General features: G+C 66.6%; 13 protein-coding genes and 1 pseudogene. 2 read left to right on the top strand and 12 right to left on the bottom strand.

From position 1 onward, the window contains the following. Positions 1–22: 22 nt before the first annotated feature. The 7 genes and pseudogenes from lepB to C7438_RS06675 all read right to left on the bottom strand — a co-directional run bounded on the left by lepB (position 23) and on the right by C7438_RS06675 (position 5,134). On the bottom strand, positions 23–607 hold the full coding sequence (gene lepB, locus C7438_RS06705) for a signal peptidase I (protein WP_252393335.1): 585 nt from the start codon (positions 605–607) through the stop codon (positions 23–25). 216 nt (positions 608–823) lie between these two features. Then, positions 824–1,159 (bottom strand): annotated as a pseudogene (gene rplS / locus C7438_RS06700) (50S ribosomal protein L19); the annotation flags it as partial. A gap of 247 nt (positions 1,160–1,406) precedes the next feature. Further along, complete coding sequence (gene trmD / locus C7438_RS06695; RefSeq protein WP_121444593.1) at positions 1,407–2,294, bottom strand: tRNA (guanosine(37)-N1)-methyltransferase TrmD; 888 nt, start codon at positions 2,292–2,294, stop codon at positions 1,407–1,409. Continuing rightward, on the bottom strand, positions 2,291–2,878 hold the full coding sequence (rimM, locus tag C7438_RS06690; RefSeq protein WP_121444592.1) for a ribosome maturation factor RimM: 588 nt from the start codon (positions 2,876–2,878) through the stop codon (positions 2,291–2,293). The genes trmD and rimM overlap by 4 nt, the downstream gene beginning before the upstream one ends. A gap of 32 nt (positions 2,879–2,910) precedes the next feature. After that, positions 2,911–3,207, bottom strand: coding sequence for a 30S ribosomal protein S16 (gene rpsP, locus C7438_RS06685; protein WP_121444591.1), 297 nt, complete (start codon positions 3,205–3,207; stop codon positions 2,911–2,913). 61 nt (positions 3,208–3,268) lie between these two features. Further along, a complete protein-coding gene (gene ffh, locus C7438_RS06680; RefSeq protein ID WP_121444590.1) occupies positions 3,269–4,678 on the bottom strand; it encodes a signal recognition particle protein in 1,410 nt (469 codons plus the stop codon). A 6-nt stretch (positions 4,679–4,684) separates the two neighbouring features. Beyond that, a complete protein-coding gene (locus C7438_RS06675) occupies positions 4,685–5,134 on the bottom strand; it encodes a sigma factor-like helix-turn-helix DNA-binding protein (RefSeq protein WP_170143620.1) in 450 nt (149 codons plus the stop codon). 223 nt (positions 5,135–5,357) lie between these two features. On the opposite strand from C7438_RS06675, the gene C7438_RS06670 reads away from it, so the two are divergent. Further along, a complete protein-coding gene (locus tag C7438_RS06670) occupies positions 5,358–6,092 on the top strand; it encodes a YwiC-like family protein (RefSeq protein ID WP_170143619.1) in 735 nt (244 codons plus the stop codon). A gap of 44 nt (positions 6,093–6,136) precedes the next feature. On the opposite strand, the gene C7438_RS06665 is transcribed toward C7438_RS06670, so the two are convergent. The 5 genes from C7438_RS06665 to C7438_RS06645 form a co-directional block, all read right to left on the bottom strand. Continuing rightward, positions 6,137–6,940, bottom strand: a complete 804-nt coding sequence (locus C7438_RS06665) for an amino acid ABC transporter ATP-binding protein (RefSeq protein WP_121444587.1) — start codon at positions 6,938–6,940, stop codon at positions 6,137–6,139. Continuing rightward, positions 6,921–7,550, bottom strand: a complete 630-nt coding sequence (locus C7438_RS06660) for an amino acid ABC transporter permease (RefSeq protein WP_353653313.1) — start codon at positions 7,548–7,550, stop codon at positions 6,921–6,923. The genes C7438_RS06665 and C7438_RS06660 overlap by 20 nt, the downstream gene beginning before the upstream one ends. Before the next feature lie 115 nt (positions 7,551–7,665). After that, on the bottom strand, positions 7,666–8,487 hold the full coding sequence (locus C7438_RS06655) for a basic amino acid ABC transporter substrate-binding protein (protein WP_211322122.1): 822 nt from the start codon (positions 8,485–8,487) through the stop codon (positions 7,666–7,668). A gap of 217 nt (positions 8,488–8,704) precedes the next feature. Beyond that, complete coding sequence (gene acnA, locus C7438_RS06650; RefSeq protein ID WP_211322121.1) at positions 8,705–11,497, bottom strand: aconitate hydratase AcnA; 2,793 nt, start codon at positions 11,495–11,497, stop codon at positions 8,705–8,707. A 99-nt stretch (positions 11,498–11,596) separates the two neighbouring features. Continuing rightward, the gene (locus tag C7438_RS06645; RefSeq protein ID WP_121444698.1) at positions 11,597–12,583 is read right to left on the bottom strand and encodes a 2-hydroxyacid dehydrogenase; all 987 of its coding nucleotides are present in this window, start codon (positions 12,581–12,583) and stop codon (positions 11,597–11,599) included. A 209-nt stretch (positions 12,584–12,792) separates the two neighbouring features. Between C7438_RS06645 and C7438_RS06640 the strand changes: the two genes are divergently transcribed. Then, complete coding sequence (locus tag C7438_RS06640) at positions 12,793–14,469, top strand: amidase (protein ID WP_121444584.1); 1,677 nt, start codon at positions 12,793–12,795, stop codon at positions 14,467–14,469. The last annotated feature ends 43 nt before the right edge of the window (positions 14,470–14,512 follow it).

Below are 14,512 nucleotides of genomic sequence, written 5' to 3'. Positions count from 1 at the left end.
CCACCCTACCCTATCGGACGCCTCAGGACCCGCCGAGCCAGCGAATGCGGTCCAAGGGCCAGTATACGAGGTCGGCCCTTCCCACGAGATCGTCGACGGAAATGAAGCCGAAGAAACGGCTGTCCGAACTGGCGGGACGGTTGTCGCCGAGGACGAAGAGCTTCCCCGGCGGTACCTGGACTTCGGGAAAGTCCTCGGTGAACGGCCGCGGAGGCGAAAAGCCCAGGAGCTTTTCCTTTTCCGCCCAGGTACGGAGGTTCTCGGCGAGATACGGTTCCTCAACGGGTTGGCCGTTCACGTACAGGACGTCGTGGCGCATCTCGATGCGGTCGCCGGGCAACCCGATTACCCGCTTGATGAGCTCCTTGCCGCCTATGCCGTGAAAGACCACGATGTCGCCGCGACGAATGGGAACGAAGTGATAGATGAAGCGGTTTACGAGCACGCGCTCGTGGGGTTTGAGCGTCTCCGCCATCGAGTCCCCTTCCACGATCGTCGGCTGAAAGAGGAACGTCCGAACGAACAGGGCGAGGAGGAGCCCGACGAAGATCGCCTTCCCCCACTCCCAAAGCTCCCCGCCGCGCCGCGTTTCCGACCGCGACGCGATCTCCTTCCCTCCGATGGAGACGACGTCCGCCGCTCGTCCCTTTTCCCCGTCCACCGACCTGCCTCCTATCCCGCCCATCGCGAACTCGCCCGGGCGTCTCCGCACGCGCACGAGGGCAAAGGAACCTTACGCCTTCGCGCCCTCCCCACGATCCGAAGCACCCTCCGTCTCGGTGCCCGGCGCCGCCGAAGCGATCTCCCACGGCTTGGGCTTTCTCTCTTTGATGCGGGCGGCCTTCCCCCGCAACTCCCGGAGGTAGTGGAGACGCGCCCGGCGGACCTTCCCGTAACGAACGACCTCCACGGACAAGACGTTGGGCGAGTGGAGCGGGAACGTGCGCTCGACCCCGACGCCGTAGGAAATCTTGCGCACGGTAAACGTCTCGGCGATCCCCCGACCTTGGCGCTTGATCACCACACCTTCAAACATCTGTGTGCGTTCCTTTCCGCCTTCTACGACGCGGACGGCGACACGAACCGTGTCCCCCGGGCGAAAGTGGGGGACGTTTTTCTTGAGTTGCTCCTTCGTCAACCGCTCGAGAATGGGGTGCACGGGAAAATCCCTCCTTTACCGACGTCACACGGCCGACGTACGCCGGAAACGACCGCCGCCCAATTGGCGGCGATCCTTGGAATCGGTGAATGCGGTGCGACCACGAGGCTCTTCCTTGCGATTGTACGCCGTTTTTCGGCCCGGAGCAAATGCGAACTCCGCATCCCGCAAAGAACGCGGGGTTCGCAGTCCGATGCCCGCGTCCGGGCGTCCGGCGGATGCACCGTCCGCCGCACGGAGTGGTCCCTCAAGAAAACGCCCAAGGTCGTTCGGGACCGCCGCGGCGCCTCTTCGGCGGAAGCGGGGGAAGGGCGAGGGCGCGCACACGCGCGGCAAGCTCCGGCGAAGACCGGGCGATGTCCGCCAGAAGTTCTACCTCTTCGAGAGAAAACGCCCGGCCCAAAAGGAGGTCCGGACGCCGTTCGAGCGTCCGACGGAGGCTTTCCCGCTTCCGCCAGCGGGCGATCTCCCCGTGGTTGCCGGAGCGCAGGACGTCCGGCACCGTCCAACCTCGGAATTCCGGAGGACGCGTGTACTGCGGGTACTCCAAGAGGCCCTCGGAAAAGGATTCTTCTGCAGGGGAAGCTTCGTTCCCCAAAACCCCCGGGCGCAGGCGTACGACCGCGTCGACGACGACCATCGCCGCAAGTTCCCCGCCCGTGAGGACGAAGTCCCCTAGGGAAAGCTCCTCGCTCACGAGGTGCTCGCGCACCCGCTCGTCCACGCCCTCGTAGTGACCGCAGAGGAAGACGAGGCGGTCGAAGTTCGCGAGGCGTCGGGCTTCGGACTGCGTGAAGGGACGCCCCTGGGGGGTGAGGAGGATCACCGGCGGACGGCGTTCGGGCTTCGGGAGCTCCGCCCAGCGTTCGAAGGCTTCCTCCCCGCCCAAGACGTGGACGAGGGCGCGAAAGATCGGCTCCACCTTGAGGACCATGCCACTTCCGCCCCCGTACGGCTCGTCGTCCACGGTCCGGTGGCGGTCTTCGGCAAAGTCGCGGATGTCGACGATGCGGGGAGAAAACCGTCCTTCTCGCTGGGCGCGACCGAGGATGCTCGCCCCGAACACCGGAGGGAAAACCTCGGGGAAGAGGGTGAGGACGTCCACGATGAGGGGAACGGGTTCGCGAACGCTCACGACCCCCGAACCTCCTCGTCTTCGAGCCCCGGAAGACCGGGTAGGAGCCGCACGCGAACGTACCCTTCCGCGGGGGACACCTCGCGCACGACCTCCGAAACGAAGGGGAGAAGGATGTCGGGCCTGCCGGGTCGGCGCACCACCCACACGTCGTTTGCCGCGTAGGAAAGGACTTCGGAAACCACGCCTACCTCCCTCCCCGCCTCGTCGAGCACGCGCAGACCCACGATTTCGTCTACGTAGTACGTCCCCTCGGGGAGGGCGGGGCGTTCGTCGCGGCGCACGTAGAGATCGCGGCCGCGGAGCGCCTCCGCGGCGTTTCGGTCCTCGATGCCCCGAAAGGCGAGGAGGTACACGGTTCCGCTCGCGCGGGCGCGGACGACTTCGAGCGGGCGGAGGTCGGAATCCTCCGGGTTCGACACCTGCCGCCCGGCGAGGTAGAGCGTGCGTCCAGGGCGAAAGCGCTCTGCGGGAAAATCCGTAGACGGCAGGACGCGAACTTCGCCGCGAATCCCGTGCGGGGCGACGATGCGACCTACGCGCGCGTACCCGCTTTGCCCGCGCGACTTGGATTCCTCCGGCACGTCCTCAGCCTCCTCGGAGAATCGGCGCCGCCTCAACCTTGGGTGCCCCGGACTTCCGCCTTGCGCGCCTTCCGCCGCTCGTGGTAGGCCTTGAGAACACCCGCCTTGCGGAGCAGGCTCCGCGCCGTTTCCGTAGGCTGGGCGCCGTGTTCCAGCCAGTAGAGGGCGCGTTCGACGTCGATGCGCACGGTCTCCGGTTCGGTGAGCGGATCGTAGATGCCGATTTCCTCGACGAAGCGGCCGTCCCGCGGCGAGGAGGCCTCGGAAACGACCACGCGGTAAAACGGGCGCTTCTTGCGCCCCATGCGACGCAAGCGGATCTTGAGCACGACACATGCCTCCTTTTCGGTTTCGGCGCGAAATCGGCGGCGCACGCCCGGTAGGCGTGAGCTAACGCCAGAATTTGCGCTTGGCCTTCTTGCCGCCAGCAAAGGGAAATCCCCCTGCCCCTCCGAGAAGGCCGCTCAGGTCGCCCAAATCTCCCACGTCGGGAAGGCGACCTTTCTTGCCCGCGCCGCGGCTCATCTGCTTCATGAGCTTGCGCATCGTCTCGAACTGCTTGAGGAGGCGGTTGACGTCCTGCACGGACGTACCGCTCCCCCGGGCGATGCGCTTCCGGCGGCTGTAGTTCACGATCTCCGGGCGGCGGCGTTCTTCCGGCGTCATGGAGAGGATGATCGCCTCGAGACGGCGAAGCTCGCGCTCGTCCACGCTCACCCCGCGAAGCGCACCGCCTACACCGGGAATGAGCTTGAGGAGTTCCTCCAGAGGACCCATGCGCCGAAGGCTCCGGAGCTGCTCGAGGAAGTCCTCGAGGTCGAACGTCGCCTCGCGCATCTTGCGCTCGAGTTCGGCGGCGCGCCGTTCGTCGAGCTCGCGCTCGGCCTTTTCGATGAGCGTGAGGATGTCCCCCATGCCGAGGATCCTCTGGGCCATGCGGTCGGGGTAAAAGGGCTCGAGGTCTTCGAGCTTTTCCCCCACGGCCACGAACTTCACGGGCGCTCCCGTGACCGCCCGAACGGAGAGTACGGCTCCGCCCCGGCTGTCGCCGTCGAGCTTCGTGACGACGACGCCCGTGAGCGCCAGACGCCCGTGGAACTCGCGCGCGACGCGTACGGCGTCCTGTCCCGCCATGGCGTCCAGGGTGAAGAGGATTTCGTGCGGGGCGAGCTCCGCCTTCATCCGTTCAAGCTCCGCCATGAGCTCTTCGTCGACGTGGAGGCGACCCGCCGTATCTACGAGGACTACGTCTCGTCCTTCTTCGCGCGCACGCGCGACGCCCTCGCGGGCGATGCGCACGGCGTCGTCCACGTCGTGGCGCGTGTACACGGGAACGCCGGCCTTCGCGCCTAAGGTCTCAAGTTGCTCGCGCGCCGCCGGGCGGTAGACGTCCGCTCCCACGAGAAGGGGAGAGCGCCCTTCGCGGAGGAAGTGGTAGGCGAGCTTCGCCGCGGTCGTCGTCTTCCCCGTCCCCTGCAGCCCCACGAGAAACACGACTGTGGGCGGCGACTTCGCCCAGCGCACGTCCTCCCGCGCCTCGCCCATAAGCCGCACAAGTTCCTCGTAGACGATCTTGACGACCTGCTGGGCGGGAGTGAGGCTCTCCAGAACCTCCTGACCGACGGCGCGCTCCCGAATGCGCGCGAGGAAATCCCGGACGACCTCCACGCTCACGTCCGCCTCGAGGAGGGCAAGGCGCACTTCCCGGAGTGCCTCGTCCACATCTCTTTCGCGCAGCTTGCCCCGGCCACGCAGGCGGGAAAACGCCCGCTCAAGCCGTTCCGTAAGCGCCTCGAACACCGCTCTTCACCCCTTCTCCCCATCGCCTCTCCGTGCGCCTCTTCTCGGACCGGCGGGCGGAGGAACGCGGGACGTCTTGTGCGCTTCTCGGGGATCGTCGTCTCCTTCCGCGAGACGGCGGAGTTCCTCCAGGAGCCTTTGCCCCTCGCCGCGAAACGGGGGCGGAACTTGCGCGAGGAGGCGGGCAAAGGCGGCGCGAAGGGCGTGCAGACGCTCCCTCTTTTGCCGAAGCCCGAGGGCGGCTTCAAAGGCGCGCAGGCGCGCCTCGCCGCGCCGCAGGTGCTCGTGTACGGACTGGCGCGTCCGTCCCGCTTCCGCAGCGAGCTCCGCAAGGGAAAGGTCGTCTTCGTAATAGCGGACGAGGAGCTCCCGCGTGCGCGGAGGCAAAAGTTCCCCGTAGATGTCCAGGAGCTCGCCGACCTCCACCTTCCGCCGCAAACGCTCCTCTTCGTCCACCGACCCCATCCTCCACACTTCGCTCAGGACGAAGAGAGCATACCGAAGGGAAGGGGAAAAGTCAAGTCCTGTTCGGATAAAATCCTGACAAGCAAATGGGCGCCGTGTCGTCCGGCGCCCGCTCGTGGTACAATGGTCCCGACTCCCCAGTTCGGCTATGCCGGAGAACCAGCGTACAAGAAACGGATGGGCCGTGCACCCGTCCAAAGCGGAGTTGAGGTCCGTGGCGAGCTCTTCCTTACCCGTACGCGCCTACATCCCTCGGGAACACGGGGCGTGGTTTATGTTCTTCGTGCCCCTCGTCGTCGGCTTCGTCCGCTTCCCGTCCGCTTGGAACGTCTCTTTGGCCTTCGGGCTTGGGCTTCTCTTTTTGTCCGCGGGCGGCTGGCTCCGCTACCTCCGAAGCCGCTTCCGCGAAGAGCATGCCCTCGTCTGGGGGGGAGTTCTCGCCGGTGCGGGAATCCTCTTCCTCCTTCCGCCCCTCATCCACGTTCCCGTGCTCTACGGCTTTCTCGCCATAGGGATTCTCTCGGCCCTCGTCTACGCGTGGGAGGTCCTTCGGGGGCGGGAAAAGGCCATGCCCGCCTACGTCGCCCTGGCCTTCCTCCTGTCGCTCCCCTACCCGCTCCTCGCCACGTCGGGCGCCGGGACGCTCACCGCCGACGCCTGGCACGGGTACTTCCTCTTCGCCGCCCTGACCGTAGGTTCAAGTTTGTACGTAAAGAGCCTCCTCCGCGAACGGCGCAACCCGACGTATGCTTGGGCTTCCCACGCGTACCACGTCGCCGTCCCGCTGGTGTTCGCCCTCATCCGCCCGACCTACGCCCTCCTCTTCCTCCCCGCCTTGGCCCGCGACCTCGGAACGCCGCGCTCACAAAAGATCACCCCGGCGTTCGTCGGGGTGATCGAGATCGCTAACTTCCTCGCCTTCGGGATCCTCTTTCTCCTCTTCCTCTGAGGCCGATGGGGCACACGTGTACAGGCGAAAAGGAGAGGATACGGCTATATCCGGAGGATCTTGCCGAGGAAGGCCTTCGTGCGCTCTTCCCGCGGCCGATTGAACACCTCTTCGGGGGCACCTTCCTCGACGATCCGTCCTTCGTCCATGAAGACCACGCGGTGGCCTACCTCGCGGGCAAACCCCATCTCGTGGGTGACGACGACCATCGTCATGCCTTCGCGGGCGAGTTCCCGCATGACGTCGAGGACTTCCTTCACCATCTCGGGGTCGAGGGCGGACGTAGGCTCGTCGAAGAGCATCGCCTTGGGCCGCATCATGAGGGCGCGCGCGATGGCGACGCGTTGCTTTTGCCCGCCGGACAGCTCGTCGGGAAACGCCCGCGCCTTATCCCGCAGACCTACCTTGTCGAGCAGGGCGAGCGCCTCCTCTTCCGCATCCTGACGCGGGCGCCTGCGCACGAGTACCGGGGCGAGCGTGAGGTTGTCGAGCACGGTGAGGTGCGGAAAGAGGTGGAACTGCTGGAAGACCATGCCGAGCTCGCGGCGCACGGCATCGAGGTTTACCCCCGGGCCGTGCAACGGCACGCCGTCTACGTACACCTCTCCCGATTGGAAGGTCTCGAGGCCGTTGAGGCAGCGGAGGAGCGTGCTCTTCCCCGACCCAGAGGGGCCGATGACGACGACGACCTCGCCCCGGTGCACGACGAAGTCCACGTCCCGCAGGACGTGTTGCCGGCCGAACCACTTGTTCAGACGGACCGTGCGAATGAGGACGTCCCGCGTGTCCCCGCCGGCCGCTTTTTCGGCCGTCGCAAAAGGGGTGTGCTCATTCGTCGCTTCGGCCATGGGCAAACCTCCGTTCAAGCGCGTACGAAACCTGCGTGAAGATCGTCGTCAGGACGAAGTAGAGGGCAGCTACGGGCAAAAAGGCTTCCCAGGGACGGAGCGTCGCTCCGAGGATCGTCCGCGCCGCAAAGGTGAGTTCCGGCGCGGAAATCGCGGCGAGAAGCGAAGAGTCTTTGAGAAGGGCGATGAACTCGTTCGTGAGGGGCGGAAGGACGCGCCGAAGGGCCTGGGGCAAGATCACGTACCGCATCGCCTGTCCGTGGGTGAGGCCGAGGGAACGGGCCGCTTCCATCTGCCCGCGCGCCACGGACTGGATCCCCGCCCGAAAGATTTCCGCCACATATGCCGCGCTGTTGAGACCCAGGGCGACGACGCCACTTACCACGGGGCCCTGAGAAGCCCCAAAAATTGCCGGGATTACCGCGAAGTGGATGATGAAGATCTGCACGAAAAGCGGGGTGCCGCGGAACACGTCCACGTAAGCAGACGCCGGCACCCGCACGAAGGGATTGCGGGAAAGACGGGCAAAGGCGAGGACGAGGCCGAGGAGGAGGCCGATCGCCTCGCCGGCGAGGGCGAAAAAGAGCGTGTAGCCGATGCCCCGTACGATGAGGTCTTGGTAGTGGGCGAGGATGTCCCAGCGAAAGTTCAGTGCCGCGAGTTGCGCGAGTTCCCCACCGATCGTTCGTCCAACCTCCTTGGGCGGGGCCCCGGAACGGGGAGGCTTATTCGACGGCGCCCGCGCCGAAGATCTGCTTGAGGAGTCCCTGCTTCTTGGCCTTGTCGAGCGCGGAATTCAGGAGGTTGAGGAGCTCCGCATTCCCCTTCTTCACCATGATCCCGTAGTATTCCTTTTCAAACATGGGATCGTCGGCGGTGACGAGCTTGGAGCCGGGGTTTTCCTTCACGTAGAGGTCCACGACGGCGTTGTCCGCCACCACGGCGCCTACACCGCCGTTCTCGAGCTCTTTCAAGGCGTACGGCGTGTTTTCGAAGGAGCGGATGCGCGGGTTCGTGTCCCCCAGGATCTTCTTGACGACCTCGTGCCCCGTGGTGCCGTTTTGCACGCCGACGGGGAAGGTCCCGTTTTTCAAATCCTCGACGCTCCTTACGGGATGGTCCGCACGGGATACGATGAGCTGGTGGGCCTCGAAGTACGGCTGCGTAAAGTCGTAGGTCTTCTTCCGCTCGTCCGTGATCGTAATCGCGGAAATTGCCATATCCACCTCGCCGTTTTGCACGGCCTGGAAGAGGGCATCCCAGCCGATGTTCCGGATGTCCACGCGGAAGCCCCCGATCTCCGCAAGCTTCTTGATGAGCTCGATGTCCGTGCCGACAATTTCTCCCTTGTCGTTCACGTACTCGAACGGCTTGTAGGCTGCATCCGTCCCCACGATGTAGACCTTACCGCCTGCGTTTGCCGCCGTGCTTCCCGGAGAATTTGCCGCCTCCTGGCCTTTCCCGCAAGCCCCGAGGGCCAAGGCGAGGGCGAAGACGAGAATCCCCAAAAACGCCGACCTCTTGGACAGCCGAATGCCGCGCAGCACGCGCGATCCCCCCGTTTCCGTTCCGTCCTGTCGGAAATCCGAAACTCTGCTTTTTTTTCGCCGCGACGACCGCCCCCGCATTTCCCGCAGAGGCGAGGCGATGTCGATGGATGTAAGTATACATAGAGACGCATAGTTATGCAATAGGAGTCCTCGGGCTCCCCCTTCGGAGCCCGAGGCCGCAAATCCGACCGGCGGGACGGAGGCGTCTCGCGCGTTACCCTCGGGAACGGATGATCTCACGCGCGACGGCGGGGAGAAGCCCTCCTTCGCGAAAGTCCCGGAGTTCCTCGTCGCTGTCGATGCGTACGCGCAGGAGATATACGTCCGCGGTTCCGTCCGGACGGTGCACGACGAGCTCGACCGTACCGAGGGGTTCGAGCGCGGAGAGGCCGCGGAGGTCGAAGAGTTCCTCCCCCGTAAGCGCGAGGTCGGACACCCTGGTGGCAGGGGGGAGTTCCAGCGGGAGTACGCCCATGCCCACGAGGTTGCTCCGGTGGATCCGCTCGAAGCTCTCGGCAATCACGGCCCGCACCCCGAGAAGCCGGGTCCCCTTTGCCGCCCAGTCGCGGGAAGAGCCCGTCCCGTACGCCTTGCCGGCAAAGACGAGGAGGGGAACCCCTTCGGCGCGGTAGCGCTCCGCCGCCTCGTAGATCGAGAGGAGTTCGCCGCTCGGGAAGTGGCGGGTGATCCCCCCTTCTTTGCCACCCGCCAGGGCGTTGCGAAGGCGAAGGTGGGCAAAGGTCCCCCGCACCATGACCTCGTGGTTCCCGCGGCGCGTCCCGTATGTGCCAAAGTCGCGGGGCGAAACCCCCCGCTCCTGCAGGTAGCGCCCGGCCGGCGAATCGGCAGGGATTGTCCCCGCAGGGGAAATGTGGTCCGTCGTGATGTAGTCGCCTAAGACGAGGAGCGCGCGGGCGTGGAGGATGTCTTCGAGGGGAGGGGCGCTGGGCGGCAGGTCGTCGAAGAAGGGTGGGCGGCGGATGTACGTGGAGTCTTCCTCCCAGGCGAAGCGGACGTCCCGGGGGGCGTCGAGTCCCTGCCAGCGCGCGTCGCCTTCGAAAATCCGGGAGTACACCGCGCGAAACGTCTCGGGGGTCACGACGCGGAAGAGGAGCTCTTCGACTTCTTCGGAAGAAGGCCAGAGGTCGCGGAGGTATACGGGCCGTCCGTCCGGGGCAAATCCCAAAGGCTCCGTCGCCCAGTCCACGTCCACGCGCCCCGCGAGGGCAAAGGCCACGACGAGCGGCGGCGAGGCGAGGTAGTTCGCCTTGACCAGCGGGTGGATCCGCCCTTCGAAGTTCCGATTTCCGCTCAGGACGGAAGCGACGACGAGGTCTCCCTCGCGGATCGCCCGCTCCACAGGCTCCGGCAAGGGACCGGAATTGCCAATGCACGTCATGCACCCGTACCCGACTACGTGGAAGCCCAATTCCTCCAAAGCCGAAAGGAGGCCTGCCTCGCGGAGGTAGCGCGTGACCGCCTGCGACCCGGGGGAGAGCGAAGTCTTCACGTACGCGGGGACGCGGAGGCCAAAGGCACGCGCCTTCTTCGCCACGAGCCCCGCCATGAGCATGAGGGAGGGGTTGGACGTGTTCGTACAGCTCGTGATCGCCGCGAGCACCACGCTTCCGTGGCGCAGGGCGTAGGAACGCCCACCTATGTCCAAGGCCACCTCGCGTGTCGCCTCGGCACCCGACTTTCCGTATCCGTCCGCCTCCCGCGGACGCTCGAGGGCGCTTCGGAAGGCGTCCCGCACCTCGCGCAGGACAACCGTCTCGTGCGGGCGCTTGGGCCCGGCCACGGTCGCCTCGACGCTTCCGAGGTCGAAGGAGATCTCGAGGGCGTACCGCCTTTCTCCCCGCGCCGCTCCGCCGAACATTCCCTGCGCTTCGAGGTAGGCGTGCACGAGGGCGACGTGTTCCGGCGCACGGCCCGTGAGTTCGAGGTAGCGAAGGGTGGCGTCGTCCACGGGAAAGAGGGCCGCCGTCGCCCCGTACTCCGGTGCCATGTTGCTCACCGTCGCGCGGTCGGCGACGGTCAGGGCTTGTACGCCGGAGCCAGTGAATTCGATGATCTTGCCCACCACGCCGATGCGGCGGAAGAGGTGGGTGAGCGTGAGCACGAGGTCCGTCGCCGTTCGCCCTTCGGGGAGTCGTCCGGTGAGCTCTACGCCGACGACTTCCGGGAGGCGGTATACGAGGGGACGGCCGAGCATGGCGGCCTCCGCTTCGATCCCGCCGACGCCCCACCCGAGTACGCCGAGCCCGTTCACCATCGTCGTATGCGAGTCCGTGCCTACGAGCGTATCGAAAAAGGCCCAAGGTTCGTCCTCCCCGCGCACTTCGACGACGCGCGCGAGGTACTCGAGGTTTACTTGATGGACGATGCCGCTCCCCGGGGGCACGACGCGGAAGTTCGCGAAGGAGTTCTGCGCCCAGCGCAAAAAGCGGAAGCGCTCGCGGTTGCGCTCGAACTCGATTTCGCGGTTTCGTTCGAGGGCGTCGGGTGTGCCGTACGCTTCGACGCTCACGGAGTGGTCGATCACGAGGTCTACGGGGAGAACGGGGTTTACGCGCAGCGGATCTACGCCCCGTTCCGCCACGGCGTCCCTCAGCGCCGCCAAGTCGGCGACGAGGGGAACTCCCGTGTAGTCTTGAAGGAGGATGCGCGAAGGGTAGAAGGGGACGTCTCCGCCCTCCGCCGTCGCCTCTCCCGCCTCCGCAAATCCCCCGTACGCGAGAAGGCGGCGCGCCGCCGCAGCAAGGTCGGCAAAGTCGGCGCGCTTTCCGGCTTCGGCACGGTAGGGAGCGGTTGGACACGGGAGGTGGCGCAAGATCCCTTCGAGGAAGATGCGCAGGGCAAAGGGGAGGCGGCGTACGGCGCCGTCCGTGAGCTCGTCCAGTCGGGAGAGGTCTACGATCCGCACGGACCGCCCGCCCGCATCGAGCGTGCGCAAGACCTCGGCGCGCACGGCGCAGACATCAAAGGTAAAGGTTCCTCGGGACACGTCGGCTCACCCTTTTCGGTACGGAACGATTTCGGAAGGTTCCTTTCGAAGTTCTTTTTCGCCGCGGAGGAGAGCCGAAGGCCGTTTAGCGCAAAGCCCTCACGACTTTCCCGCGAGGTCCGCACACTCGGGAACGGGAGTTTGTGGGGGAAGCCCGCGGAGGACCCGGACCACGTTGTCCACCGCGAGACGCGCCATGGCCGCCCGCGTCTCCTCCGTGGCGCTTCCGATGTGCGGAAGGAGAAGGACGCGCGGCGCCCGACGGAGGGGGGAATCCTCGGGAAGGGGTTCGACTTCGTACACGTCGAAGCCCGCGGCAAAGAGGTGGCCCGTCGCGAGCGCTTCCGCCACCGCCGCCTCGTCCACGATCCCCCCGCGGGAGGCGACGATGAGGATCGCTCCGCTCTTCATGGCGCGGATTTCCTCCGCGCCAATGCGATGCCGAAGCTCCGGAGCGTAGGGGACGAGCACGACCAGAACGTCGGAAAGGGCGAGGAGCTCCGGGAAGGACACGTAGCGCGCCCCGAGTTCGCGTACGGTCGGATCTTCCCGCGGACGCCGGTTGTGGTAAACGATGTCCATGCCGAAGCTCCGCGCCCGGCGGGCCACCGCAGCGCCGATGCGTCCCATCCCCCAGATCCCAAGCGTCTTGCCGGCGAGGTCGACGCCGAGGCCGTCGAACGGCGCCCAACCGCGCCAGCGATTTTCCTCCACGAGTGCGATCGCCTCGCGCACCCGCCGAGCCGCGCCGAGGACGAGGAGGAGGACGAGGTCGGCCGTCGCCTCCGTGAGGACGTCCGGGGTGTAGGTCACGACGACGCCCCGTTCGCAGGCGGCGGCGACGTCGACGTTGTTGTACCCCACGGCGAGGTTTGCCACCACGCGCAGCTTCGGGGCCGACGCGAGGAGGCTTCGGTCTACCCGCTCGGTGAGGAGGGTGATGAGGCCCTCGGCATCCATCGCCTTGGTGCGCAGGACGTCCGGCGGCGGGGGGACGTCCGCCTCCGGCCAAACCTCTACCTCCGCGTGGGCGCGGAGAGGCTCGAGAAACTCCTCGGGAATGCGGCGCGTGACGAACACCCGCACAGAACTCGCCTCCGTTTCCCGCTTACCCGCTCTCGGTAGACGCTGCAATAGCGCCCCCGGTCCGCGACGTTCGGCCAAGGTCGGTACGCGGAAATGAAACAGTTGCGAAATATTGTACCACAGGCCGACGGGAAAGACGAAAAGGCGGCGGAAACCACGTTCGGAACGGGGCAGGACGTGGTAGGATACGGACAAAGGTTCCCGCGTTCGTGGGCGAACGCGGGAACGCGACCGACGTCGAGGTGAACCTCATGGGGATCGCTCCGTCCGACGTACACGCCTACGCCCAGTGGGACGCAACAGAACTCGCCGAGCGGATCCGCCGCGGCGAACTCAGCTGCCGCGAGGCCGTAGACCTCGCCTTTGCCGCCGTCGCCGCGAAAAACCCCGAGCTCAACGCCTTCGTCTACGTGCGGGAGGAGGCATTCCGCGAAGCCGACGCATGCGACGAGGCTAAAGCGGTGAGGGGGACCGCCGATCGCGGGGATGCGCCCTTCCTCGGCGTACCTATAGGACTCAAGAACCTCATCCAAGAACTCGCCGGCGAGCCGCACACGATGGGGTCGCGCGCCCTGAGGGGGGTGCGCGCCTCCTTCACCTCGCGCTTTGCAGAAGCCCTGCGGGAGGCGGGGTTTCTCGTGATCGGAATCACGAATGTCCCCGAGTTCGCCCTCATGGGGACCACAGAACCTAAGGCGTACGGCCCGACGCGCAACCCGTGGAACCTGCGCCACTCCCCGGGAGGCTCGAGCGGCGGCTCGGCGGCTGCCGTAGCGGCGCGCATGGTTCCCCTCGCCGGGGCTAACGACGGCGGTGGTTCCATCCGCATCCCCGCCGCCTACACGGGGCTCTTCGGCCTCAAGCCGACCCGCGGCCGCACCCCCATCGGACCCGGCCGCGGTCGGGCACTCTTCGGCCTCGGGATCAACCACGTCCTCACGCGTAGCGTCCGCGACTCCGCCGCCGTGCTCGACGTGCTGTGGGCCAAGGTGCGCCCCTACGAACCGGGCGCCGCCTTCGTCGCCCCGCCCTTCGACGGTTCGTACCGCGAGGCGGCAAACGGAGAGGCGATCGGGCGGAGGAAGCCTCTGCGCGTCGCCGTCTGGACGCGGTCTCCCCTCGGCGGCGAACCCCACCCGGCCGTAGCGCAGAGCGTGCGCGCCGTCGCCGAAGCGCTGGCAAACCAAGGGCACGCGGTGGAAGAAGCCTACCCACAGGTCGACGGGGAACGCCTCACCCTGAGCTACCTCACGGCGTACCTCGCCGACGTCGCCCATCTGTACGCCTACCGCCTCCCCGCCCTCGTACCGTCCTTCCGCCCCGAAGAGACGGAGGCCGCCTCGCGCCTCCTCTCCCGCCTCGGCCGAAGGCTCAAGGCCGCCGACTTCCTCGACGCGGTAGAACTCTGGGACCGGGCGACGCTCGCCGTAGACGAGTTCTTCGCGCGCTACGACCTCCTCGTCACCCCTACGGCCATGGACGTCGCCCCGCGGTTGGGCGAAGGGGGGTCGCGGGCGCAGGAACTCCTCCTCGAACTCGTGGCGCGTCTCCGCCTGGAGGGGGTCGTGGAGCGTTTGGGCGCCTTCACCCGCATCTTCCTCGAGGCAATCGGCCGCGTCCCCTTCACCCAGCTGGCAAACTTCACCGGCGCTCCGGCGGCCAGCGTTCCCGCCGGACGGAAGGACGGGCTTCCCATCGGCGTACAGCTCATGTCCGGCCGTGGGCGCGAGGATCTCCTCCTCGCCGTCGCCGACTTCCTCGAAAAGACCCCCCTCTGGCTCCGGGACATACCCCCGCACGCCGTAGGCGGGACGACCGCGGGGGCCTCCGGGCTGTCGCCGGACGAAAGGAATCCCCGGCTCCCCGCAGACGAAGCGCGGGGATAAGGGGAAGTCGGGAACTATCGGCCGTAAACGCACGAAGAGGAGG

This window comes from Brockia lithotrophica, from assembly GCF_003633725.1.
Classification (GTDB): domain Bacteria; phylum Bacillota; class Bacilli; order Thermicanales; family DSM-22653; genus Brockia; species Brockia lithotrophica.
This window is presented reverse-complemented; position numbering and strand designations above follow the sequence as displayed.